This window comes from Photorhabdus akhurstii, assembly GCF_018448925.1.
GTDB classification, from domain to species: Bacteria; Pseudomonadota; Gammaproteobacteria; order Enterobacterales; family Enterobacteriaceae; genus Photorhabdus; species Photorhabdus akhurstii.
Genome location: NZ_RCWE01000003.1, coordinates 332,245 through 352,628, shown reverse-complemented (window position 1 = coordinate 352,628; position 20,384 = coordinate 332,245). Strand labels below are relative to the sequence as shown.

Here is a 20,384-nt window from a genome sequence, read left to right as displayed (position 1 = left end):
TGTTGCTTAAAGTGTCTTCATGTAGCTATTTGGTAACGCGACATTATGTGATGTTAATTATTTTTCTTCTTGATTTAATATAAGGATTTCTAATTAATAATGAGCAATAGAAAGCGTGCTACTTTGCGACAGGAAGCGTTATGTCTCCAACAAGCAATGGATCCTTATTTGCCAGGATTAGTGCTTGAAATCGCTTTTCGAGTTGATGGTTTCATTTCTGCCCAACAGTTGAAATCACGTATTGATGATATTGTCAGGCAACACATTGCGCTCCGGCAGCGTTTCGAATTTCAAGATGGAAAGTATTGGGTCATGGTTTCTCCTGAAACCACCGGGTATTGCCGTATTCGCACCATTGATGAATCGGGTGTGACCACACTATCGGAAGCTCTGTTACCAGCTTCGCGTCAACCTATCGAAATAGAGTCAGAACGGCTGTTTCAAGCTGAGATTGTTGAAGCGAAAGATAACCTTTTGTACTTAGTTGTACGCGTACATCATGCGATTGCTGATTTATGGTCTATCGGATTGCTGGTTGCCAATTTGGATGAAACCTGCATTGAAAAAATTGTTGGGCGGGAGACGAAGATAAAGCATCCCAATGTATGCATTGACGAGGATTTTTGGGTAAAAACTCTATCACAAGAGAGTTCGTTATCTTTGCCCATTGCGACTAGAGGGTTAAGTGAACAGCGAAAGATGGTAGCGTATCCTTTCGTTCTTGGGCCACTGGAGACGGCCGGTATAACCCAACTCGCCAAAGATTGTACTGTTACTCCCTATTCAGTTTTGCTTGCCGCTCAGGCTCTGACACTGTCTAAACTGGGCATGAGTCAAAGAGTACCTGTTGCTATCACAATACATGGGCGGAATAAAAACAATTACCGGCATGTAGGCTATTTTGCCAATACCATTGCGTTGCCCATCGACATTGCTGACTTCACAGTCGGTGAATATGTAAAACATACAGGGACCCAACTGCGCCATGCCATGCAGGCAACGGTTGGCGCGGGATATCCCGAGCTATCAATGTTAATGGCTAAGGAGATGCTACAGGCTCCAGTCCCTAATGCAGCTTTAGTGTTTCAACAGGATACACCTGGAATGCCGAAGGGGCTGGCAGCTGCTTTACTCGGGCATGGTCAGGTACGTTTGGGTGAGTTAACTTTATCAGCTTTGATAGCTCCCCCTTGCATCGGTCCATTCAGCAATACGATATTGCTGACCCAACACGATAATATGTTATTCGGTCGTGCTGAGGTGGATCCTGCTCAACATCCGGCATGGTTAGCGCAAGCAATGGCTGAACAGTTTGAGCTCACGATTCAGGCTATGACACGTCATCCTCAATGTGCGTTGTCAATTTTACCGCAAACTAACGCCAGGCAAGATCAGCAACTCGCAATATGGGAAAACGGTCCGCAACCGAGCAATAATCCCGAAACTTTAATTGCTTCTATCTTCAAGCATATTGCGCTATGCCCAGACCAACCTGCAATACGAAGTGCCACTGAATCCATTAACTATGCTGAATTGGGGTATCGGGTAGCAAGCATCGCGGGTGAGTTGCGAGCGCGTGGGCTTGAGAAAGGACATTCGGTCGGCATCCTTTTATCACGTAACGTGAATCTTATTCCCACATTGTTGGCGGTAATGGCGAGTGGGGGGAATTATGTTCCCTTGAGTGCTGAAAACCCACTTGCACTTAACCAGTCAATAGTGCGCAAGGCAGGATGCCGGGCGATCATAACGGATCTTTCTGTCGATCAGGCCTTGTTTGATATGACCGAGTGTTGGTTACTCGGTGAGCTTTTGGTGGAGAAAAGGCGGCAACTTGAAGATCTCTCTGATCTAAAAGCAACTGCGTATGTTTTGTTCACCAGTGGTTCGACTGGGCAGCCTAAAGGCGTTGTCATTAGCCATGAAAACACGGCGAATTTGATGTTCTGGGCCACATATGTTTATGGCCGCGAGCAGTTACAGTGTACATTGGCGGTAACGCCGATTACCTTTGACCTTTCGGTTTTTGAGATGTTTTCTCCTTTGGTTTCAGGTGCTTGCGTCATGCTTGTTCATTCGGTTATCGATATCATCGACCACCCTTCGCTGATGAACGGCGTAACATTACTGAACACCGTGCCATCAGCCGTTGAGGCGCTGTTGCATCATAATGCGCTCAACCGTGATCTGCGGGTGGTGAATCTCGCTGGTGAGCCTTTGTCCCCTCATCTTTACTATCGTTTGCGCCATGTGTTACCTGATTCACGCATTGTGAATTTGTATGGCCCAACAGAAACAACGACCTATTCCACTGGTGTCGAATTGACTCAGCCTCATTACAACACGATTTCCATCGGTCACCCCCTAACAGGGACACGTTTGCGTATTGTTGATGAAAACCTGAAAAGTGTTGGTATTGGCGTGCTTGGTGAGTTGGTAATTTATGGGCGGGGTGTTGCACAAGGCTATATTAATGATCCTGAACGCAGCGCGGCGTCATTTTTATTGGCACCTGACGGACAACGTTTTTATCGCACCGGTGATCTGGCCCGTTGGCTCCCTGATGGAAACGTGGATTTTGTCGGTCGCAAAGATGATCAGGTGAAGATCCGTGGATTCCGAGTGGAGCTTGGGGCTATTCAGACGGCATTGCTGGCTATCGAAAATGTCGAGGAATCGGCTGTTCTGGTGAGAGGAGAAGGGCAACAGCAGCAGATCGTGGCGTTTATTTCTCTGAGCACACAGGAACAGAATCATGCTGCCCATATTAACAACATTAAACAGACGTTGGCCCGCCAATTGCCGCCATATGCTATTCCGGCAGCGTTTCATGTTTTGGCCCGGTTACCGAGAAATAGGCATGGCAAAGTCGATAGAAACTTACTGTTACAAGAGAATAAAAATCAGAAACAACAAAAGCAATATGACCGGGAGATGACTGTCATTGAAAAACGAGTCGCTGCATGTTGGAAGCAAATTATTGGCGCAGACGTGGGGCTGGACGATAATTTTCTTGAAATTGGTGGGCATTCCCTGACGTTGACGAGATTAACTGGGTTATTGAGGCGAGAGTTTAATATTCATATCCCTATCTATGATCTCTGGACCAAACCAACCATTGAACAACAGGCTGATTTTATTCATAGCCTTCTTGATTCTACCGCAATAAAGTCGGCACCTACAGTCATCCCAAGACTTAACCGGAACAACACGGATAATTAGTCAGGAGAATCGCATGAGTGTTAATTCACATCAGATAATGGTATTTCCTGCCTCGTTTGGTCAGGAACAACTTTGGTTTCTTAACGCACTGAACCAGAAATCGCAATTAGCCTATACCATGGCAGTTTGTGTCACCATTACTGGAGATCTGGATATTCTCCGCTTGCAACACGCCATTAACTCTATTGTGGCATCACAGGAAATACTGCGCACTTCATTCTCCTATACGCATGGAGAATTAAATCAGGTCGTTTCCCGTTCGACGACATTGCCTATTCATATCATTGATTATCTAAACGACCAGAAAGAAATACAGCGTTTAATCAATGCGGAAATAAAACGCGAGTGGTCTTTAGAACAAGCTCCGCTTTACCGATTATTATTGGTGAAAACGGGTAAAAAAAACTATGAATTCATTGTCAGTGCACATCACATTGTCTGTGACGGCATATCGCTTCAATTGCTGCTAAAACGTGTATTTTCTGCATATGAGACTCGCGCTTATGAATCTGTCGTGGCAGACGATAGTGAATTGCAGTTTGCCGATTATGCAGCCTGGAACAAGCGTAGCCATCATAGTGATATTGCCTATCAACTTGATTATTGGAAATTAAAACTGGCCGGGGCGCGAACGGTGCTGGAAATCGCGCCTCTAGCGCAACGGTATAGCCAACAATCTTTTAACGGTGCCCGTATACCGCTCGTTTTTGACCATAGCGAATGGCAAGATATGCGCCAAACTTGCTCCCAAATCGGGGTTTCGACAGCTGCTGTATTTTTGGCAGCCTATTGCGTAATATTGCACCGCATGGCCGAACAAGAAGATATTTTGATTGGAGTCCCGACGTCAAACCGCATGCGGCCAGAGTTAAGCAATGTTATTGGATACCTTTCCAATATTTGTGCTTTTCGCAGTCAATACTATGAAGAACAAAGCATTGCTACATACCTACAGCACGTACAGCAGACACTTTCCAACCTTATTGAACATGGTGAAGCGTCACTGACCGAAGTGCTACGCTGTGTGGAGCATGTCCGTCTTCCTGGCGTCAACCCGTTGTTTCAGGTTCTATTCGGGTATGAGCAGGATACCCAACGTTCTCATGATGTTGACTCATTGCATCTTGAATTCTCTGACATAGATACGGGCGCTGCCCGCCTCGATCTTTCCTTATTCTTGTTTGAGGATCAGGAACAAAACGTTTCCGGTTTCCTTGAATACGCAACAGATATCTTGGATGCTGCAACAGCAAAACAGATAGCATTGATGCTGGAAATTGTGTTGCGTCAATTCACTGCATCTCCTTCTTTGTCGCTCGGTGAACTACAGTTTGGTGGTCGAGAATCGGTAGCAGTAGCGGATTCTCTGAAACCCGAGTTCGACAGTATTCCGACCAGACTTGGCGAATTAGCCGAACGCCAGCCTGATGCCATTGCGTTGTGTGATGAGCGAATGGAGCTGACTTTCTGCTCATTACAACAACATATCTTGAACACAGCAGGTGTTTTACACTCTCATGGCATTAAACCCGGATCGTTTGTCGCCGTGATGGGTGGACGAGGTGTGCCTTGGGTTGTGACCATGCTTGCCATCTGGCATGTGGGGGCGATCTACATTCCACTTGATATTGATATGCCTGAACAACGATTGAGAGACATTTTATCAGGGCTACATGGTGTAATGTTGGTTGCTGACGATAGAGTGCCTGAGACCTTCAGAGATTCGGGCACGATAGACCTGAAAACTCTTCTGGTTCCAACAGGCCAGCAGGCGGTAATACCTGCCGCTGACAGCGCCACTGCTGGATATATTATGTTTACCTCGGGTTCGACCGGACGCCCCAAAGCGGTACAAATAGGACAGGATAACCTTATTGCTGCTCTTTGTGCGTTTGGGAAGTTGCTAAACATTGATTCTGATGATCGTATGTTAGCGCTGACAACATTCTCTTTCGATATCTCCCTGCTTGAACTCCTTATGACATTGGTGCACGGCGGCAGCGTTTATATTGCTTCGGTTGAGACACAGCGTGACGGTCGTAAACTTGCAGCTTGCCTTAGCGATGGAAAGGTCACTTTCGCGCAAGCTACGCCAGTATCGTGGTCGATGGCGTTGCAGGCTGGTTGGTCTCCTCGGCCATCTTTGACCATGTTTTGCGGTGGTGAATTGTTACCACAGGATTTGGCCGATCAACTATGTCAGTCAGGCAGTACACTTTGGAATTTGTACGGGCCAACGGAAACCACAATTTGGTCTACGGCATATTGCGTGCAGCAAGGTGGGAAAGTTCGTCTCGGCGAGCCAATTCCCGGAACTCAGGTTGCTGTTGTTGATAAAAACTTTCATCCAGTCCCCAGAGGGTTTACTGGCGAGCTGGTGATTGCGGGGATGGGAGTCAGTAAAGGTTATTACGGCAATGCAGCAGAAACAGCGAAAAAGTTCCTGCCGGATTTATTCTCGGAAGGCTCACGCGCTTATCTGACCGGAGATATGGTTCGCATGTTGCCTGATGGACTGTTGGATTATATCGGTCGCAGTGATGACCAGATCAAACTCCACGGGCATCGTATTGAATTAGGAGAAATAGAGGTTGCTCTAAGAACGCTTAGCGGGGTGGAAGATGCCGCTGCTCGTTTGTTCGTCCAGGGTGATTCAGCTTGTCTACAGGCTTTCATCGTTCTTACGGCGGATGTCGATGATGAAAAAATATGGATGACGCACACGTTTGAATCACTTAAACAGAGCCTGCCGGAGGCTTACCTGCCGACAGAATATTACCGTATTCCGGAAATACCACTTACAAGCAATGGAAAGCGAGATAAGAAACGCCTTGGTTTCCATGCGGCACGCATTGCTGCTGCTCGCGATAGCACTCCACCAAGAAATGAGACAGAAGCCAAAGTCTATGAAATTTGGTGTCGATTGCTCGGTATTGAACATTTTGGCATCACGGACGATTTCTTCCAAATAGGCGGCCATTCGATTCTTGTGGCGCGAATGGTTGAAAGTATTGAAGCCACTTTCGGACAACATGTGCCCATTGCGGATATCTATGTTGCTCCGACCATCGCGCGCATAGCAGCAACCTTGGATTCTATGAAATTTGATGCAGGTGCGGACAGCCAAACTGTGAAAGGCGATTGGGAATTCAAACCCATCAGCTTTATTGCCGTCACTCAACGTTCATCCCATTCTCAGGAGAAGTAAACCGTGCGGAATCACAATACTCTCGCGTTTGAAGAAACGCTTCGTCTGTACACGCTTGAGCATGGAGCTCTTGGTGCTTATCCACTTTCTGCGGCGCAAAGACGTCTCTGGCTGCTGGAGCAACTGTCCGACGCTGTGACAATGCCAGTAACCGCGCGTTATCAGGTGACTGGACAGCTCGATATTGCTGTTGTGCAGCTCAATTTAAGCCGCCTGATAGCCGGAACAGAGACGCTGCGCAGCTTGTTTACTGAGGTGGAAGGAAAACCGGTAAGACTATTGATGCCTGCGGGACAAGTGCAGCTTGAGTTTTTTGATACAGAGGAGGGATGCGATGTTGACAGTGGATTGGTGTCTGCATCAATAGCTCAAAGCATTCTTAAAGTGTTTGATTTAAAAAAAGGGCCCTTGCTGCGGGTCTTCATTGCCAAAATTTCAGATGATGAATATGAACTCGTGTTGGCCGGACATCCTATTGTCTTAGATGAACATTCTCTGAACCTCATCGCAGAATCCTTGTTGTTTTCTCCGTCAAATTATCGCGAAGACGTCGGGCGATCTGAGCAGAGCGGTGATTTGACGGAGATCTTCCAGATTGAGCAGGCACGTATGGGAAATGACGCCGTGAAAACGGCGATGCGTCACTGGGGGCAAACTTTGCAGGCACCTGCTGCGACGGAAATTCCCTCTGAGTTTCCACGCCCAGCAGTGAAAGGTACGCGGCGGAAAGTGCATAAAACCCAATTGCTTCCGACATCAACGGCTCAAACGTTGGAGAATTTCGTTTCAAGCTGGCTGGCTGTGTTGATGCGCTGGCAAGGATCTCAATCTGCGGTTTGTGGGGTGAAAACGCGAGCAGCATCGCACTCCCAAGTGATAGGTCCTCTGCAAACTTTTCTGCCCGTTCGCGTGGATATGGCAGATGACAGCACATTGGATGATATTGCCCACCAGCTTGTTGCCCAGCTTACCTCTGAGGACAAGATCTCATTTTCCGGGCTGCTGGAAATTTGCCCACCGAAAAGGGATGTAAGCCGTACACCTTACTTCCAGACGGGGTTGAGGTACATCGATACTACAGTTCCGCTCGACACGAAGAATGGCATTGTGTTGGTTGAACGCCCGGTATTGTTGGCATCAAGTGATCTTGATTTGTACATTACCTGTTGGGTTGGAGAACAAGGTATTACGTTGGTTCTGGATTATGACCGGGATGTGCTGAGTGACACGGTAGTCGATACGTTGGCGGAAGCGTTAAGTACGGTCATGTTAGCCGCACGTAACCAATCTATTCCGACTGTAGGGTTAATGTCACTGCAAACGCGAGAAAAGATCCTTTCGTTGTCCAGAGGACCGACAGAGCAGTGGGAACCGACTACGCTCGTAGATTTTGTTGCAGCCACAATGCAGTCTGTGCCGGAGAATATCGCGGTCACCAACAGCGAACAATGTCTGACCTACACTGAATTGTGGGAGCGGTCTGCCCGGGTAGCGGCGAATATTCAAAAGCAGGTTGCAGGACGAGACAATATTATTTCCGTCGTATTGCCGAGATGCGTAGATTTTGTTGCCACAGTACTAGGCGTATTGCGTTCGGGAAATGCCTTTTTGCCGATAGACCCCCGCCTTCCTGCGGAACGTATCCGATTTTTAATCAATAATAGTGCGAGCTCGCTAGTCATCACTTCCCATGCTGCGACCATAGACGAATGGCCAGATGTGCCTCGGTTATTCATGGAACAATTTGATTCTTCTGTTGAGTTCCATGTTCCTAGGATGCTTTCCGAAGATAACGCGGCCTATGTTATCTATACTTCAGGTAGCACCGGCCAGCCTAAAGGTGTGGTTGTTGAACATAAACAGGTGGTCAACAACTTGATGTGGCGCCAGAAAACTTGGCCGCTAACGTCGAAAGATCATGTTTTACATAATCACTCTTTCAGTTTCGACCCTAGCATTTGGGCTTTGTTCTGGCCATTGATGAGCGGTAGCACCATAGTATTGGCTGATGTGCCGACGATGGAGAACTCAAATGTGCTAGTTCGGTTAATGGCCGAACAGAATGTCAGCGTATTTGGTGCAGTGCCTAGTTTACTCGGGGCGCTGGTGGATCATCCGTTGGCGAGTCATTGCCAGTCTGTCAGGCTGGTTTTGAGCGGGGGAGAAGTTCTCAGTGCCGAATTGGCCCATAAAATTCGTTCGGTATGGCAAGCTGAAGTCGCCAACCTGTATGGTCCGACTGAAGCTACCATTGATGCCCTTTATTATCCTGTTCCGCATGATGTCAGTACTTCTGTCCCCATTGGTTATCCTCTATTAAACGTTGATGCGTTTGTGGTTGATCCGGATTTGAATCTCGTTCCTTGTGGTGTGCCAGGCGAAATCATGATTGCAGGAAGAAACCTAGCGCGCGGTTATTTGGGCAAACCGCAGGAGACTGCTCTTCGTTTCTTGCCTAACCCGTTCGGCGCTGGTCGCTTGTATGACACGGGCGATCTTGGGCGGAGATGGGTATCAGGAGCGATCAGTTATCTGGGGCGCCGGGATCATCAGGTGAAAATTCGAGGATATCGCATTGAGCTCAATGAAGTCGCACATATGATTCGCCAAGTGCTAGACATCAGTGAGGCTATTATTTTTGCGCTTGATGTGGGGACTGAACATGCGCGGCTTGTTGCGGCAATGAAACGGGGGCCTCGTCTGAATGTCGATGACATACACCACCAACTTGCTCAACGTTTACCAAGTTATCTGGTGCCGTCTCAATTCCTGTTGTTGGATGAACTGCCACGCACACCAACCGGGAAGATTGATACGTTGAAACTAAGTGCTTTGGCAGTGCCAGAAAGACCAGCCATGCATCCAGAGACAGAGTGTGCTCCCAGTTCAGAATTGGAAAAGTCGGTCATGGGTGATTTCGCACAAGTGTTGGGGTTACCAGCTGTCACACCAGATACGGATTTCTTCATTCAAGGGGGGACATCGATTCTGCTGACCCGGTTGGCGAGTAAATTGGCTGTCCGCTATCAGGTTGAAATTCCGTTACATGAATTCTTTAGAGTACCTACGCCAGCGGCGGTAGCTGAAACGATAGAAATTTATCGCCGTGAGGGGCTGACATCACTGTTGGCGCGTCAGCATGCTCAGACGTTGGAAAAAGATGTCTGTCTGGATGAAAAAGTTCATCCGGCGGGTTTGCCCAATGCCAATTGGTACAATCCTTCGGCTGTCTTCCTTACTGGCGCTACAGGGTATTTGGGGTTGCATCTGATCGAACAGTTGCTGAAGAGAACATTGGCTAAAGTGATCTGTTTATGCCGGGCAAAAGATCAAGAACATGCCCAAACAAGAATTCTGGAGGGATTACAAACTTACCGTATTGACATTGCAAACCATTGGGATCGGGTAGTCTGCCTAGTTGGCGATTTGAGCTTGCCGCACTTTGGGTTAACAGAGCAGGAGTGGTTCTCATTGACCAATGAGGTGGATGTGATTTATCACAATGGAGCGTTGGTTAACTTTGTTTATCCTTACAGTGCTCTGAAAGCAACCAACGTTGGCAGTACCCAGACCATTTTGGAATTGGCCTGTACTATGCGCTTAAAGAGCGTCCACTATGTTTCTACTGTTGATACATTGCTGGCAACACACAGTCCACGGCCATTTATCGAAGATGATAGCCCATTGCGTTCTGCTGTTGGTGTTCCGGCGGGTTATACCGGAAGTAAATGGGTAGCGGAAGGCGTAGCTAACCTTGCTCGTCTGCGTGGTATACCAGTCAGTATCTTCCGACCGGGTCTGATTTTGGGGCATACGCAAACAGGTGCTTCACAGATCATCGATTATCTTTTGGTCGCGTTGCGTGGATTCCTCCCGATGGGCATCATCCCGGACTATCCGCGTATTTTTGATATTGTCCCGGTGGACTATGTTGCCGCTGCTATTGTTCATATTTCACAGCAACCGAAGAGTAAGGGAAAATTTTTCCATCTGTTCAATCCGGCACCTGTATCTATCCGTCAGTTTTGCGAGTGGATTCGTGATTTTGGCTATGAATTCAATATCGTTCCTTTTGAAGAAGGTAGACGAAGGGCTCTAACGGTTCCCCCGGGTCACGCGCTCTACCCGTTGGTCCCGCTTATCCTTGATGCCGATCCAGAACCACACCGCGCCCTTGATCCTAACTATATGCATGAGGTGAACCCTGAGCTGGAAGGACGGCAAACATTTGCATTTTTAGCTTCTTCAGATATCGCGCTTCCACAAACCATGAAGGAGTATGCGCACAAAATTCTACGTTATCTGATTGATATCGATTTCCTTGCTGCACCAGATATTCAGCACACTCATAACAAGCAGGAGTCATGATATGGAAGAATTATCTTTTCCAGTTGCCCGAACCCCTTTCATTCTAGGATGTCCGGAAGATTTACCCGTTAGCGAAGAAGGGCTGAAAAAAATGCTGCCGTTGGCTAACCACGTATTAGCGCAGCTTGATGCTGCACAAGTGTGGCAAGATACGGCAACTTTAATACAAGTTTTGGATCAGTTGCTCCAGCAATTGCCCTCCGCTTCCTGTGGCATTATGACAGACGATCCGCGAGAAAATCAGGAAAACAAGGATAATGACGAGGCATTTAACATTGAAAGGCATCATGGAGAGTGCCTGGCGCTGCTGATTAGTGCCACTCTTGAAGCCACTGTGCAGGTATGTGAATTAACCGAAAAATGGGGTACTTCATTGACTCAGAAGGAGTGGATCGCCGTTACTTCAACGGTAAAAGCTATCTTGCATATCATTGTTGATCCGCGTGCCTTGCCTCAACAGCATGATGACCTCCCACTTCCGGCTGGTTTCCTACCGGAAGATGCTGCCGATCCTTTGCGGCGCTGGGTTCGCGGCCATTTGTTATTTATGGTGCTTTGTCAGGGAATGAGCCTTTCTTTGAATCTGATGATCACTGCGGCAAAAGATAATGATAGAGAACTCGCTGTTGCTCAGGCAAACAAGACGATTGAGCTGATGAATATTGCTCAAATCACGCTCAAATTTGCTACGGATCTCAGTAAAGAACAGTACTTAGAACAAATCCGGCCTACGTTAATGCCGCCCATTGCGCCACCCAAAATGAGTGGTATCAACTGGCGTGACCACGTCGTGATGATTCGGATCATGCGTCAGTCCACTGACACCTGGAGTTTTATTGAGCAAACGCATCCAGAAACGGTTCAACGTATGCGTTCGGCATTATCCGACATCTATACCGCTCACCGCGGGGTGTGCGAAATGTTTGTTGGTGAGAGTACCACCAGCTTGCTTGCTAGAAAAAACGCTACCGTATCTGCCGGGCAGGTTTTGGAAGGGCTAAAACAATCGCGTTTAAAGTCCTTAAACACAATGGCGCACGAAAAAATCAAATGAAACCAATGTGAATGTCTGCATCACTCGTCTTATGGCGAGTGATGTAAGAACCAATAAGGAGGTCAGTATGGCTACGTTCCTCGGTGAGGACGACTCAGTTCAGTGCATTGTAGTTATCAACGCAAAAGGGCAGTACTCAATCTGGCCTTCCGGGCGCGAGCTACCGCCTGGATGGTCCAACGAAGGGTTTTATGGGTCACGCAGTAGTTGTTTAAAACATATCTCTGATGCTTGGGCCACTCCAACAGCATCGACATGAAGCGACAGCAATAAATCGCCAGATAAGCTAAATATTAATCAATTAATTCACAATTTAAGGAAGGTAATATGATATTCACCCACCGTACTACTGGTAATGCAAAACCAGCCATACTCGATATGCAGGGGGTAGCTAGTATTCTTTTCGGCCATGCTGCTTTTCAGTACCTTCAGGCAGCATGTGAATTGAATTTGTTTGAAACTGTAAACGTTCTTGGAGAAGCAACTAAAGCAGAAATTAGAACAGAGATGAACTTGGAAGAACGGGCGACAGACATTCTGCTGCTAGGTGTGACTTCTCTCGGTATGTTGGTGAAAGAAAATGGGATTTACCGGAATGCGGACGTCGTGTGCGAATTAATGACTACAGGCGATTGGCAACGCTTTAAGGACACCGTAGCGTTTGAACATTACATTGTGTACGAAAGCCAGCTCGATTTTACTGAGTCAATACAGAAAAATACCAACGTTGGGCTTAGACGTTTCCCAGGAGAAGGGCGCGATCTCTACCATCGTTTGCATCAAAATCCTAAATTGGAAAAAGTCTTCTATCGTTACATGCGTTCTTGGTCTGAACTGGCTAATAAAGATTTGGTTCGCAACCTTGACCTTTCCAAAACGAGCCGCCTGCTGGACGCAGGGGGTGGGGATGCGGTTAATGCTTTGGCCTTAGCCCGAGCTAACCCTGAATTACGAGTGACTGTACTGGATATTGCGCATGCATTACCGGTGACACAGGCCAAAATCGATGAATCGGAGATGAGCGACCGGGTTGAAGCAAAAGCGCTAGATATCCTGCATGAACCGTTCCCTGACGGTTACGATTGCATTCTTTTTGCTCATCAATTGGTTATCTGGACTTTGGAAGAGAATACCAACATGTTGCGTAAGGCTTATGGTGCGTTGCCGGAAGGTGGCCGAGTTGTGATTTTCAACTCAATGTCAAATGATGAAGGTGACGGCCCGCTAGTCGCTGCCCTTGACAGTGTGTATTTCGCCTGCTTACCATCAGAAGGCGGCATGATCTACTCTTGGCAGCAATACGAGGATTGCTTAGCGGAAGTGGGCTTCAAAGACTCACAACGTATTAGTGTTTCAAACTGGACACCGCATGGCATTATCATTGCTCATAAATAATTATGTATCCATCTGGCTCGGCGTTATGTGGAGCCGGATGACTCATGCCCTTTTTAGGAAGGATATGGATATGGGGACTTATCATACAGGCATGTATACCATGCCACTGGAAGCCAGAAAGCTCTTATATAGTCAGTTGATATCACAATCCATTCAGACATTTATTGTGCTAGGTTTACCAGATGTAATGGATATTGAAGCCTATGACGTTGCAACATTGGCGGAAAAAACGAATACGCATCCAGCAGCCCTGCTACGATTATTGCGGGCGCTGGCTCAATTTGGCGTCGTCGTGTCTGAATCGGGTGGGCAATTCACGTTGACCCCTTTAGGGCAAAGCATGACGAATAAAGTACAGGCATCTGTTCAACCTACAGCATTGCTAATCAACGGAGAAATGGGGCAATCTTGGCGCGGTTTGACCGAAACAATACGTAGTGGAATATCCGGCTTTGAGACGCAGTACAACGCCACCTTGTTCGATTATTTTGAGGCAAACCCGGAAAGAAGGGCTATTTTTGATCGTTCGCAGGATATGGGGTTGGATTTGGAAGTTCCAGAATTGCTGGAATATCTCGACATTCAAGATGGCGCAACCATTGTGGATATTGGTGGAGGTTCAGGCCATTTATTGATGCATATGTTGGAAAAATGGCCGAAAAGTCAGGGGGTTTTATTTGATCTGCCTGTCGCGACCGAAATAGCGCAACAACGGCTCCGTGAATTAGGGAAAATGGGATGTTACGAAATCGTTTCCGGTGATTTTTTTAAAGCACTACCTGAAAACGGTAGCGTATATGTTTTATCTCATGTGCTACATGATTGGAGTGACGAAGATTGCCGAAAAATTTTAGCAACGTGTCGTCGAAGTATGCCGGACAATGCTGTACTGATTATTATCGATCTCATTGCCGGTGACGAAGTACACAGCAGTCAGAATAGCGTTGCAGCCATTATGGATTTATATATGTTATCTCTTTTCGGCGTTTCTGGCGGTAGGGAACGTTCGGAAGAAGATTTCCGAACATTAAGCGCAGATGCTGGATTTGTTGTGGAAAAAGTCATGTGTCTACCAAGTGGTAATGGAATTATTTATGCCTATCCGTAACGTGGTAAGCCACAGAGAATATCAAATGATGTGAATAAACCAATGTGTTAATGTATATTCACTGGGAATAAATTCCTCAGAAAATATGCGTTATCTTTTTATGGAAGCTTGAAAGGATTCTGACTGTCGTAAAACCGAGCGCATAGCGTTTTAATATCGTGTTTGATAGGAAGGAATAATGCCTAAACTAATTTATTACGTCGCTGCGACAATAGATGGTTATATTGCTAATAATAACCACGGCCTGGATTGGTTGGATGAGTTTGCGCTTGGTGATGACGCAACGCCTTATGATGATTTTTATCAAAGCATTGGTGCTGTGATTATGGGGGCGGAAACATACGAATGGATAATGGCAAACTCATCGGATGATTGGCCATACAAAAATATTCCTGCATTTGTTCTTTCTCATCGGGCGTTGCCAATGCCTGAAGGGGTGAATATCACCATAACCAATGAAACAGCGGGTAATATTGCCGCTGTGGCGAAGAAGGTGGCTAATGGTAAAAATGTCTGGTTAGTGGGAGGTGGTAAAGCCGCTGAGTATTTTGCCGAAGCCGGTGAATTACAGCAAATATTCTTAACCATGATCCCGGTATTTTTAGGCACTGGCATTGAAATTCTTCCCGTGAGTGAAAAAGTACGTGTCACACCTAAAAATCAACGTCTTTTGCGTAGTGGTGCCATTGAAATCTTGTTGGATGTAAATACCGATTAAGTCACCATCCGGTAATAAGGAGCTGCCGTTGACATACAAGTAATGATAGTTAGGAGAATCCAATGAAACATCTTACTTTGAGCCTGTGTTTGATGGCGGCTCTTTTCGTGGCAATTATTCAGGGGGTGGGCATGGTACGCCCCGACTCGGTTCCGGCTGCATCTGTTGAGGAACCGGGATATCAGAATGTACAGCATGCATTACGTGTTATCGCTGCTGAACCTCATCCTACAGCAGCACCAAGGCAGGCGTTTGTCCGACGCTATTTGCTTAGTGAAATAAGTACTATGGGATATCGTGCTATTGAGCAACCTTTCCTTTTTACCATTGCTGAAATAGTGTCACATCAGGAAAAGATTTATTCGCAGCTGAATAGCCACCAACGCTTAGCGTTTGATGCTGAATTAGCCCGCGTCGGTGCCCACAATTTTGAGGAAGAAGTGCGCATCCGCTCCGGACTAAAACAGGGCGATTCTGCGTACGGAACCAATATTATTGCTCGACTTGATTCCCCTTCAGCTAAAGGGACATTACTGATCATGGCGCATTACGATAGTGTCGGGACTGCGCCGGGGGCCGGTGATGACGGAATGGCTGTTGCGTCGATATTGCAGTTAATGAGAGATGTTGCTGGTAGGGCAGATTTAAAAAACAATATTATTTTTTTGCTAACAGATGGGGAAGAATTGGGGCTGTTTGGTGCGCACTATTTTATTAAAATGCTCAACGAAACCGAACTCCAGTCAATCAATCTTGCACTCAATTTTGAAGCTAGGGGAAATGATGGTATTCCTCTTCTTTTCGAAACTTCAGAAAAAAACTTTGACCTTATTTCTAAGGTAAGTAAAGCCCCTAAGAAAGTTATAGCATTTTCGTTTACGCCACTGATATACCGAATGATGCAAAATGATACAGATTTTACAGTATTCAAAAATAAAGGGTTAGCGGGATTAAATTTTGCTGTAGTGCAAGGGTTTGAACATTATCATAGCATGAGTGATTCTGTTGAAAATATTCCTCTGGCGACATTGTTTGAATATCAGAAAACAGTACGTGAAATTGGACGCTATTTTGCGGAAGATGTAGATATTGTTACATTGGGCCAGCAAACAAGAGCGGTTTATTTCCCTGTTCCGGGGTGGGGATTAGTCATTATGCCATTATTTTTAGCGTTTACGCTTGGTGGAGGAGTTTTTATTCTTTGTTTATTATGGATAAAAAATGGTGCCGATCATCGCCCAATACTGATGTTCATACCTTTCTTGCGTTCGACAGCAATTTTCTTGCTTGGTCTTTTTTCTATGACTTTAGCTATAAAACTACCTGAGATATCTTACCTTTTGACTCTACCACTGCTCTTCTTTTTATTAAGCCATATTATCTTGGTTAAATATCATAATTATTTTATTTCTTTAGCAATAGCTGTTCTGGGGGTTTATATATCAGGCATACTCTATGTACCAGTTGTGTTTCTGATAGCCAGTGGATTACAGGCTCTGTGGCTTAGTGTGATAATTGCCTTGATACCTATCGTTATTTGGATGGGAAAAAGCATTGATTTATGGCGAGAAGCAAATAAGAAAGTATGAAATCCTTTTATCAGCTTAAAAATCCACTTTATGTTTCAGCGCTAAATAAATTTTCAAAATAATAGATCACTGGAAGGGAACTCAGTCCGATTTTTGCGATCTGATCAATTGCCAAAAATCCCAAACCTCAACACGGACTGAGTGATGCCTATCATAGCACCCATACCTCAAAATGAATGCCTGAAAATGAGAAAACTTATCCATAAAACCCGCGATAAGAACTATTCCCGTCGATTGACGGCGTTATTGATGCTCAATGAGGGATTGACGGTGACTTATGTCGCCAAAACCCTTCATGCCGCACGCTCTTCCATCAATCGTTGGGTTGAATGGTTTACATTATATGGACTCGAAGGACTCAACAGTTTACCGGCTGGCCGACCTGCTGTCTGGGATCTCACCCCTTTCTATAGCCTGTTGCTTTTCTTATTACAGCAATCTCCCCAAGAATTCGGCTATCTTCGCTCTCGCTGGAGCCTTGAGCTTATGACTCATACTCTTAATGAATGACTCAACCTCTCCCTGACACAAAGTGTCCTCTATCGTTATTTTGCTCAGGTGGGGATTGTCTGGCGCAGAGCGGCACCTACGGTAAAACAACCTGATCCTGAACATGAGGAGAAAATGGCAAAGATCGCAGAAGCCAAAGCGAATATTTCGGAAAAACATCCCGTTTTCTATGAAGATGAGGTGGATATTGATTTCAACCCGAAAATCGGCGCAGACTGGTGTTTCAAAGGACAACAAAAACGGGTTACCACCCCGGGAAAAAATGAAAAACATTACCTTGCGGGCTGCCTCAATGCCCAGACAGGGCAAGTCACCTATGTTAAAGGAATAAAAAAGAACTCTGATTTATTTATCAAAATGTTAGATGAACTGAATCATCAATATCCCCATGCGGAAACCCTCACATTAATCTTAGATAACTACGGTATTCATAAAAGTCAGAAGGTAAAGGAGTGGCTGGCACGACATCCCAAATTTACCCTGTTGTTTTTACCGGTCTATTCACCGTGGCTAAATAAAATAGAACGGTTATGGCAATCGCTCCATGAGACAATAACGCGAAATCACTGTTGTCAATTTATGTGGCAGTTGCTTAATTATGTTGATGCCTTTTTGGCATCGTTTTCATCACAGCAAAAGCCAGGAAGACAAAAAATGAGTGTAGCACTATTATGAAATCTTATTTAGTAATATCATTATGCCACCTAATTCTGACTGACTTCCTCTGTCATATGCGTCAACAACGTTCATTGCCCAAGCGTCTTACCTTTTTCACTTTACTATCAGTCTCTTTGGTTGTCATTGACAGGGCTAAATTATAAGGATTTTAAAATAGGTTTTCCTTTATATTTTAAAGATCCAGCCCCCTGGATAATAGGAAAAACACCTTTACATTGGGGACACGCGACCAAATCTTCTTTACCTGCTATAGGAATATCATTGTGAATATATTCATCAATAGCGGTAATAACTTTACCGCCATGATCTGTCGTATCACCTAACAGAATAACTGCTTTTAACATGAAAGTTCTCCATCGTTTTTCAAGTGGTAAATAATATCATCACCCATTAAACTTCGGTAATTAATGGCAGTAATCCCAGATCTACCAACTGAATTTCAACATCATTGGATTTATCAATATCATCCTGATTCCTTCCATCAAAGATGCTTTTTTGGTAATAATCAGGGTGCCGATTTGCTGATTATTTTGATACACAGGAAGCACATCCTCCGCCATAAGTAAGTAAGATTTGTCAATAATGCGGGGCTGGTAAAGCATCCAGCCAACACTGAGGCGATCAGGAAAAACTTGTTTGCCTTTTACGGTATAACCATTATTTTCGACTTGAATATAAGGAAAATCACGGCTAGCCGCTAAATATTTGACAAAATCAATTAATCGAGAAACATCAAACTGATGACTGTCAATCCTTAGGTTCATTTCCAGCCAGACCCAATTAGGGCGATCAATTAACATTTTTCTATAACTCATGCCACTGGATAATTCATCCTTTTCACCATCCCATATTCCATTAATAAGAGCAGGAAAATTTTTCTTATAATCTTTTTCGAAACTTTTTATGGCAACCTCCGTTGGCCCCTGTTCATCAAACACAAGATGTTTTAGGGCCTCATTTCGGGAGTAGCCAGTAAGGTGAGCTCACTTCCAGCATCAATGACTATCTTCGCCCCGGAACTGAGGTGAATTTCATTTCCACTTTGTACCAACAACGCATCGTCAGCTTTAATATGAAGTTTTTGTCCGGTTGAAACGGAAATATCATGCTGCGCCAGAACACGATATTCATTATCAACACGTAAATGGGCGTCATGTCTAATATGATGAGTCTGATTATGTGCAATATTGACCATTTCATCGTTTAAAATCTCCGTTTTCATGTTCTTCTGAGCATGAATATAGATTTCCTCATCGCCTTTAATTACCTATATTGAATCGTCAGCTCACAATATATCCCTAAACGAAATGATCACAAAAGAAGCAGTTATGATGTTTTTTAATCAATCATGCAATGAGTTCATAAGAAAATATGATGAAATAGCAGAAGGCAGAGGACAGAAGTAATGATAAACAATTTATTCACTATGAATGTTTGGCCCACATAAGGTGATTTAAATTTTCAACTTAATATTACGGTGATAATAACCAATAAAGTGAAGTGAACAGAAACAGTATTTAATTTATAGTAATGATGTTTATGATGACCTGTCCAGAAAGCCAAGGCAAAAATGATCCAACATATTTTCAGCAGGCAAGAGGTTTTCCCGCAATTCTTATTTACCACTATTTACGGTTTGAGAAGATTTAACTAGTTTCAAACCGTAATAAATCATCCGATAGTTTAAATTAAAAACTGTTTTGATAATTTATTCTAAACATTAATTATAGTGATCAGTTATTTTATGAAATAAAAACGATAAAGAATGTTAAATTAGATAAGAATTCCTCATCTATACTTAATGTTGTTAGTCCAAAACAACATCCTAATAAGTCTAATCTTAATAAAATCAGATTGAAATAGTGAGGGGTTGTAATATGGGCATTATTCACGTTACCAACAATATGAAAAATGATACGATTGAAGTTGCGATTAACTACTGGAGTACTGATTACGCAAGATTCACAGTGTCCGACGATTATTTTAATATCAGTCCTGGATATTTTAGGGCTTCCTGGTTTGTTGACGATTGGCGCGGTTATATCATGTCAGTCAAAAGGCTAGGAATTACATTTTCATATTTCATTTTACCTGACACCAAGATTATTGTCGGAGAAAATCGAGTTACAGAAAATGAGTATGTGATAAAACCTTTATTTGTAAGCTAGTTCATTTATATTTAATGTTGTTAGTCCGAAACGGCATCCTAATAAAGTCCAATCTTAATGAAATCAGATTGAAATAGTAAGGGAGTTGTAATATGGGCATGATTCACGTTACCAACAATACGAAATGTGACACGATTGAAGTTGCAATTAACTACTGGAGCACTGATCAAGCACAATTCAAAGTGTCCGACGATTATTTTACTATAGTTTCTGGAGGTTATAGAGATTCTTGGGTTGTCGACGATTGGCGTGGTTATATTATGTCAGTCAGAAGACTTAAAATCATATATTCATATTTCATTTTACCTGACACTAAGATTATTGTCGGAGAAAATCGAGTTACAGAAAATGGGTATGTGATAGAAC

General features: G+C 44.6%; 13 protein-coding genes and 1 pseudogene. 11 read left to right on the top strand and 3 right to left on the bottom strand.

Annotated features, from left to right (window positions below; translation table 11 throughout):
- Window positions 1–99 precede the first annotated feature (99 nt).
- The 10 genes and pseudogenes from EAE93_RS06280 to EAE93_RS06235 all read left to right on the top strand — a co-directional run bounded on the left by EAE93_RS06280 (window position 100) and on the right by EAE93_RS06235 (window position 17,847).
- Window positions 100–3,222: a non-ribosomal peptide synthetase gene (locus EAE93_RS06280; protein ID WP_214039305.1), complete on the top strand. Its 3,123-nt coding sequence runs from the start codon at window positions 100–102 to the stop codon at window positions 3,220–3,222.
- Window positions 3,223–3,235: 13 nt separating this feature from the next.
- Window positions 3,236–6,430 carry a non-ribosomal peptide synthetase gene (locus EAE93_RS06275; RefSeq protein ID WP_214039304.1) on the top strand — a complete coding sequence of 1,065 codons (3,195 nt, stop codon included), beginning with the start codon at window positions 3,236–3,238 and terminating at the stop codon, window positions 6,428–6,430.
- 3 nt (window positions 6,431–6,433) lie between these two features.
- Window positions 6,434–10,798, top strand: coding sequence for an amino acid adenylation domain-containing protein (locus tag EAE93_RS06270; RefSeq protein ID WP_110086969.1), 4,365 nt, complete (start codon window positions 6,434–6,436; stop codon window positions 10,796–10,798).
- Window positions 10,737–11,852: a hypothetical protein gene (locus tag EAE93_RS06265; protein ID WP_214039346.1), complete on the top strand. Its 1,116-nt coding sequence runs from the start codon at window positions 10,737–10,739 to the stop codon at window positions 11,850–11,852. The genes EAE93_RS06270 and EAE93_RS06265 overlap by 62 nt, the downstream gene beginning before the upstream one ends.
- A 31-nt stretch (window positions 11,853–11,883) precedes the next feature.
- Window positions 11,884–12,111 carry an MbtH family NRPS accessory protein gene (locus EAE93_RS25515; RefSeq protein ID WP_415186280.1) on the top strand — a complete coding sequence of 76 codons (228 nt, stop codon included), beginning with the start codon at window positions 11,884–11,886 and terminating at the stop codon, window positions 12,109–12,111.
- A gap of 68 nt (window positions 12,112–12,179) precedes the next feature.
- Window positions 12,180–13,247 carry a methyltransferase gene (locus EAE93_RS06255; RefSeq protein WP_110086966.1) on the top strand — a complete coding sequence of 356 codons (1,068 nt, stop codon included), beginning with the start codon at window positions 12,180–12,182 and terminating at the stop codon, window positions 13,245–13,247.
- A gap of 70 nt (window positions 13,248–13,317) precedes the next feature.
- Window positions 13,318–14,355 carry a methyltransferase gene (locus EAE93_RS06250; protein ID WP_181148457.1) on the top strand — a complete coding sequence of 346 codons (1,038 nt, stop codon included), beginning with the start codon at window positions 13,318–13,320 and terminating at the stop codon, window positions 14,353–14,355.
- A gap of 178 nt (window positions 14,356–14,533) precedes the next feature.
- Window positions 14,534–15,073 carry a dihydrofolate reductase family protein gene (locus tag EAE93_RS06245; RefSeq protein WP_058589100.1) on the top strand — a complete coding sequence of 180 codons (540 nt, stop codon included), beginning with the start codon at window positions 14,534–14,536 and terminating at the stop codon, window positions 15,071–15,073.
- Between the two features lie 62 nt (window positions 15,074–15,135).
- Entirely contained in the window at window positions 15,136–16,662 is a 1,527-nt protein-coding gene (locus tag EAE93_RS06240; RefSeq protein ID WP_110086964.1) for a M28 family metallopeptidase, read from the top strand.
- A 144-nt stretch (window positions 16,663–16,806) separates the two neighbouring features.
- Window positions 16,807–17,847, top strand: a pseudogene (locus EAE93_RS06235) (IS630 family transposase).
- Between the two features lie 140 nt (window positions 17,848–17,987).
- Here EAE93_RS06235 and EAE93_RS06230 read toward each other — a convergent pair.
- The 3 genes from EAE93_RS06230 to EAE93_RS06220 all read right to left on the bottom strand — a co-directional run bounded on the left by EAE93_RS06230 (window position 17,988) and on the right by EAE93_RS06220 (window position 19,114).
- On the bottom strand, window positions 17,988–18,194 hold the full coding sequence (locus tag EAE93_RS06230) for a PAAR domain-containing protein (RefSeq protein ID WP_214039303.1): 207 nt from the start codon (window positions 18,192–18,194) through the stop codon (window positions 17,988–17,990).
- Window positions 18,195–18,275: 81 nt separating this feature from the next.
- Window positions 18,276–18,788 carry a hypothetical protein gene (locus EAE93_RS24420; protein WP_332008406.1) on the bottom strand — a complete coding sequence of 171 codons (513 nt, stop codon included), beginning with the start codon at window positions 18,786–18,788 and terminating at the stop codon, window positions 18,276–18,278.
- Window positions 18,789–18,796: 8 nt separating this feature from the next.
- The gene (locus tag EAE93_RS06220) at window positions 18,797–19,114 is read right to left on the bottom strand and encodes a bacteriophage T4 gp5 trimerisation domain-containing protein (RefSeq protein ID WP_415186279.1); all 318 of its coding nucleotides are present in this window, start codon (window positions 19,112–19,114) and stop codon (window positions 18,797–18,799) included.
- A gap of 613 nt (window positions 19,115–19,727) precedes the next feature.
- On the opposite strand from EAE93_RS06220, the gene EAE93_RS06215 reads away from it, so the two are divergent.
- Window positions 19,728–20,018: a hypothetical protein gene (locus tag EAE93_RS06215; protein WP_036777751.1), complete on the top strand. Its 291-nt coding sequence runs from the start codon at window positions 19,728–19,730 to the stop codon at window positions 20,016–20,018.
- The last annotated feature ends 366 nt before the right edge of the window (window positions 20,019–20,384 follow it).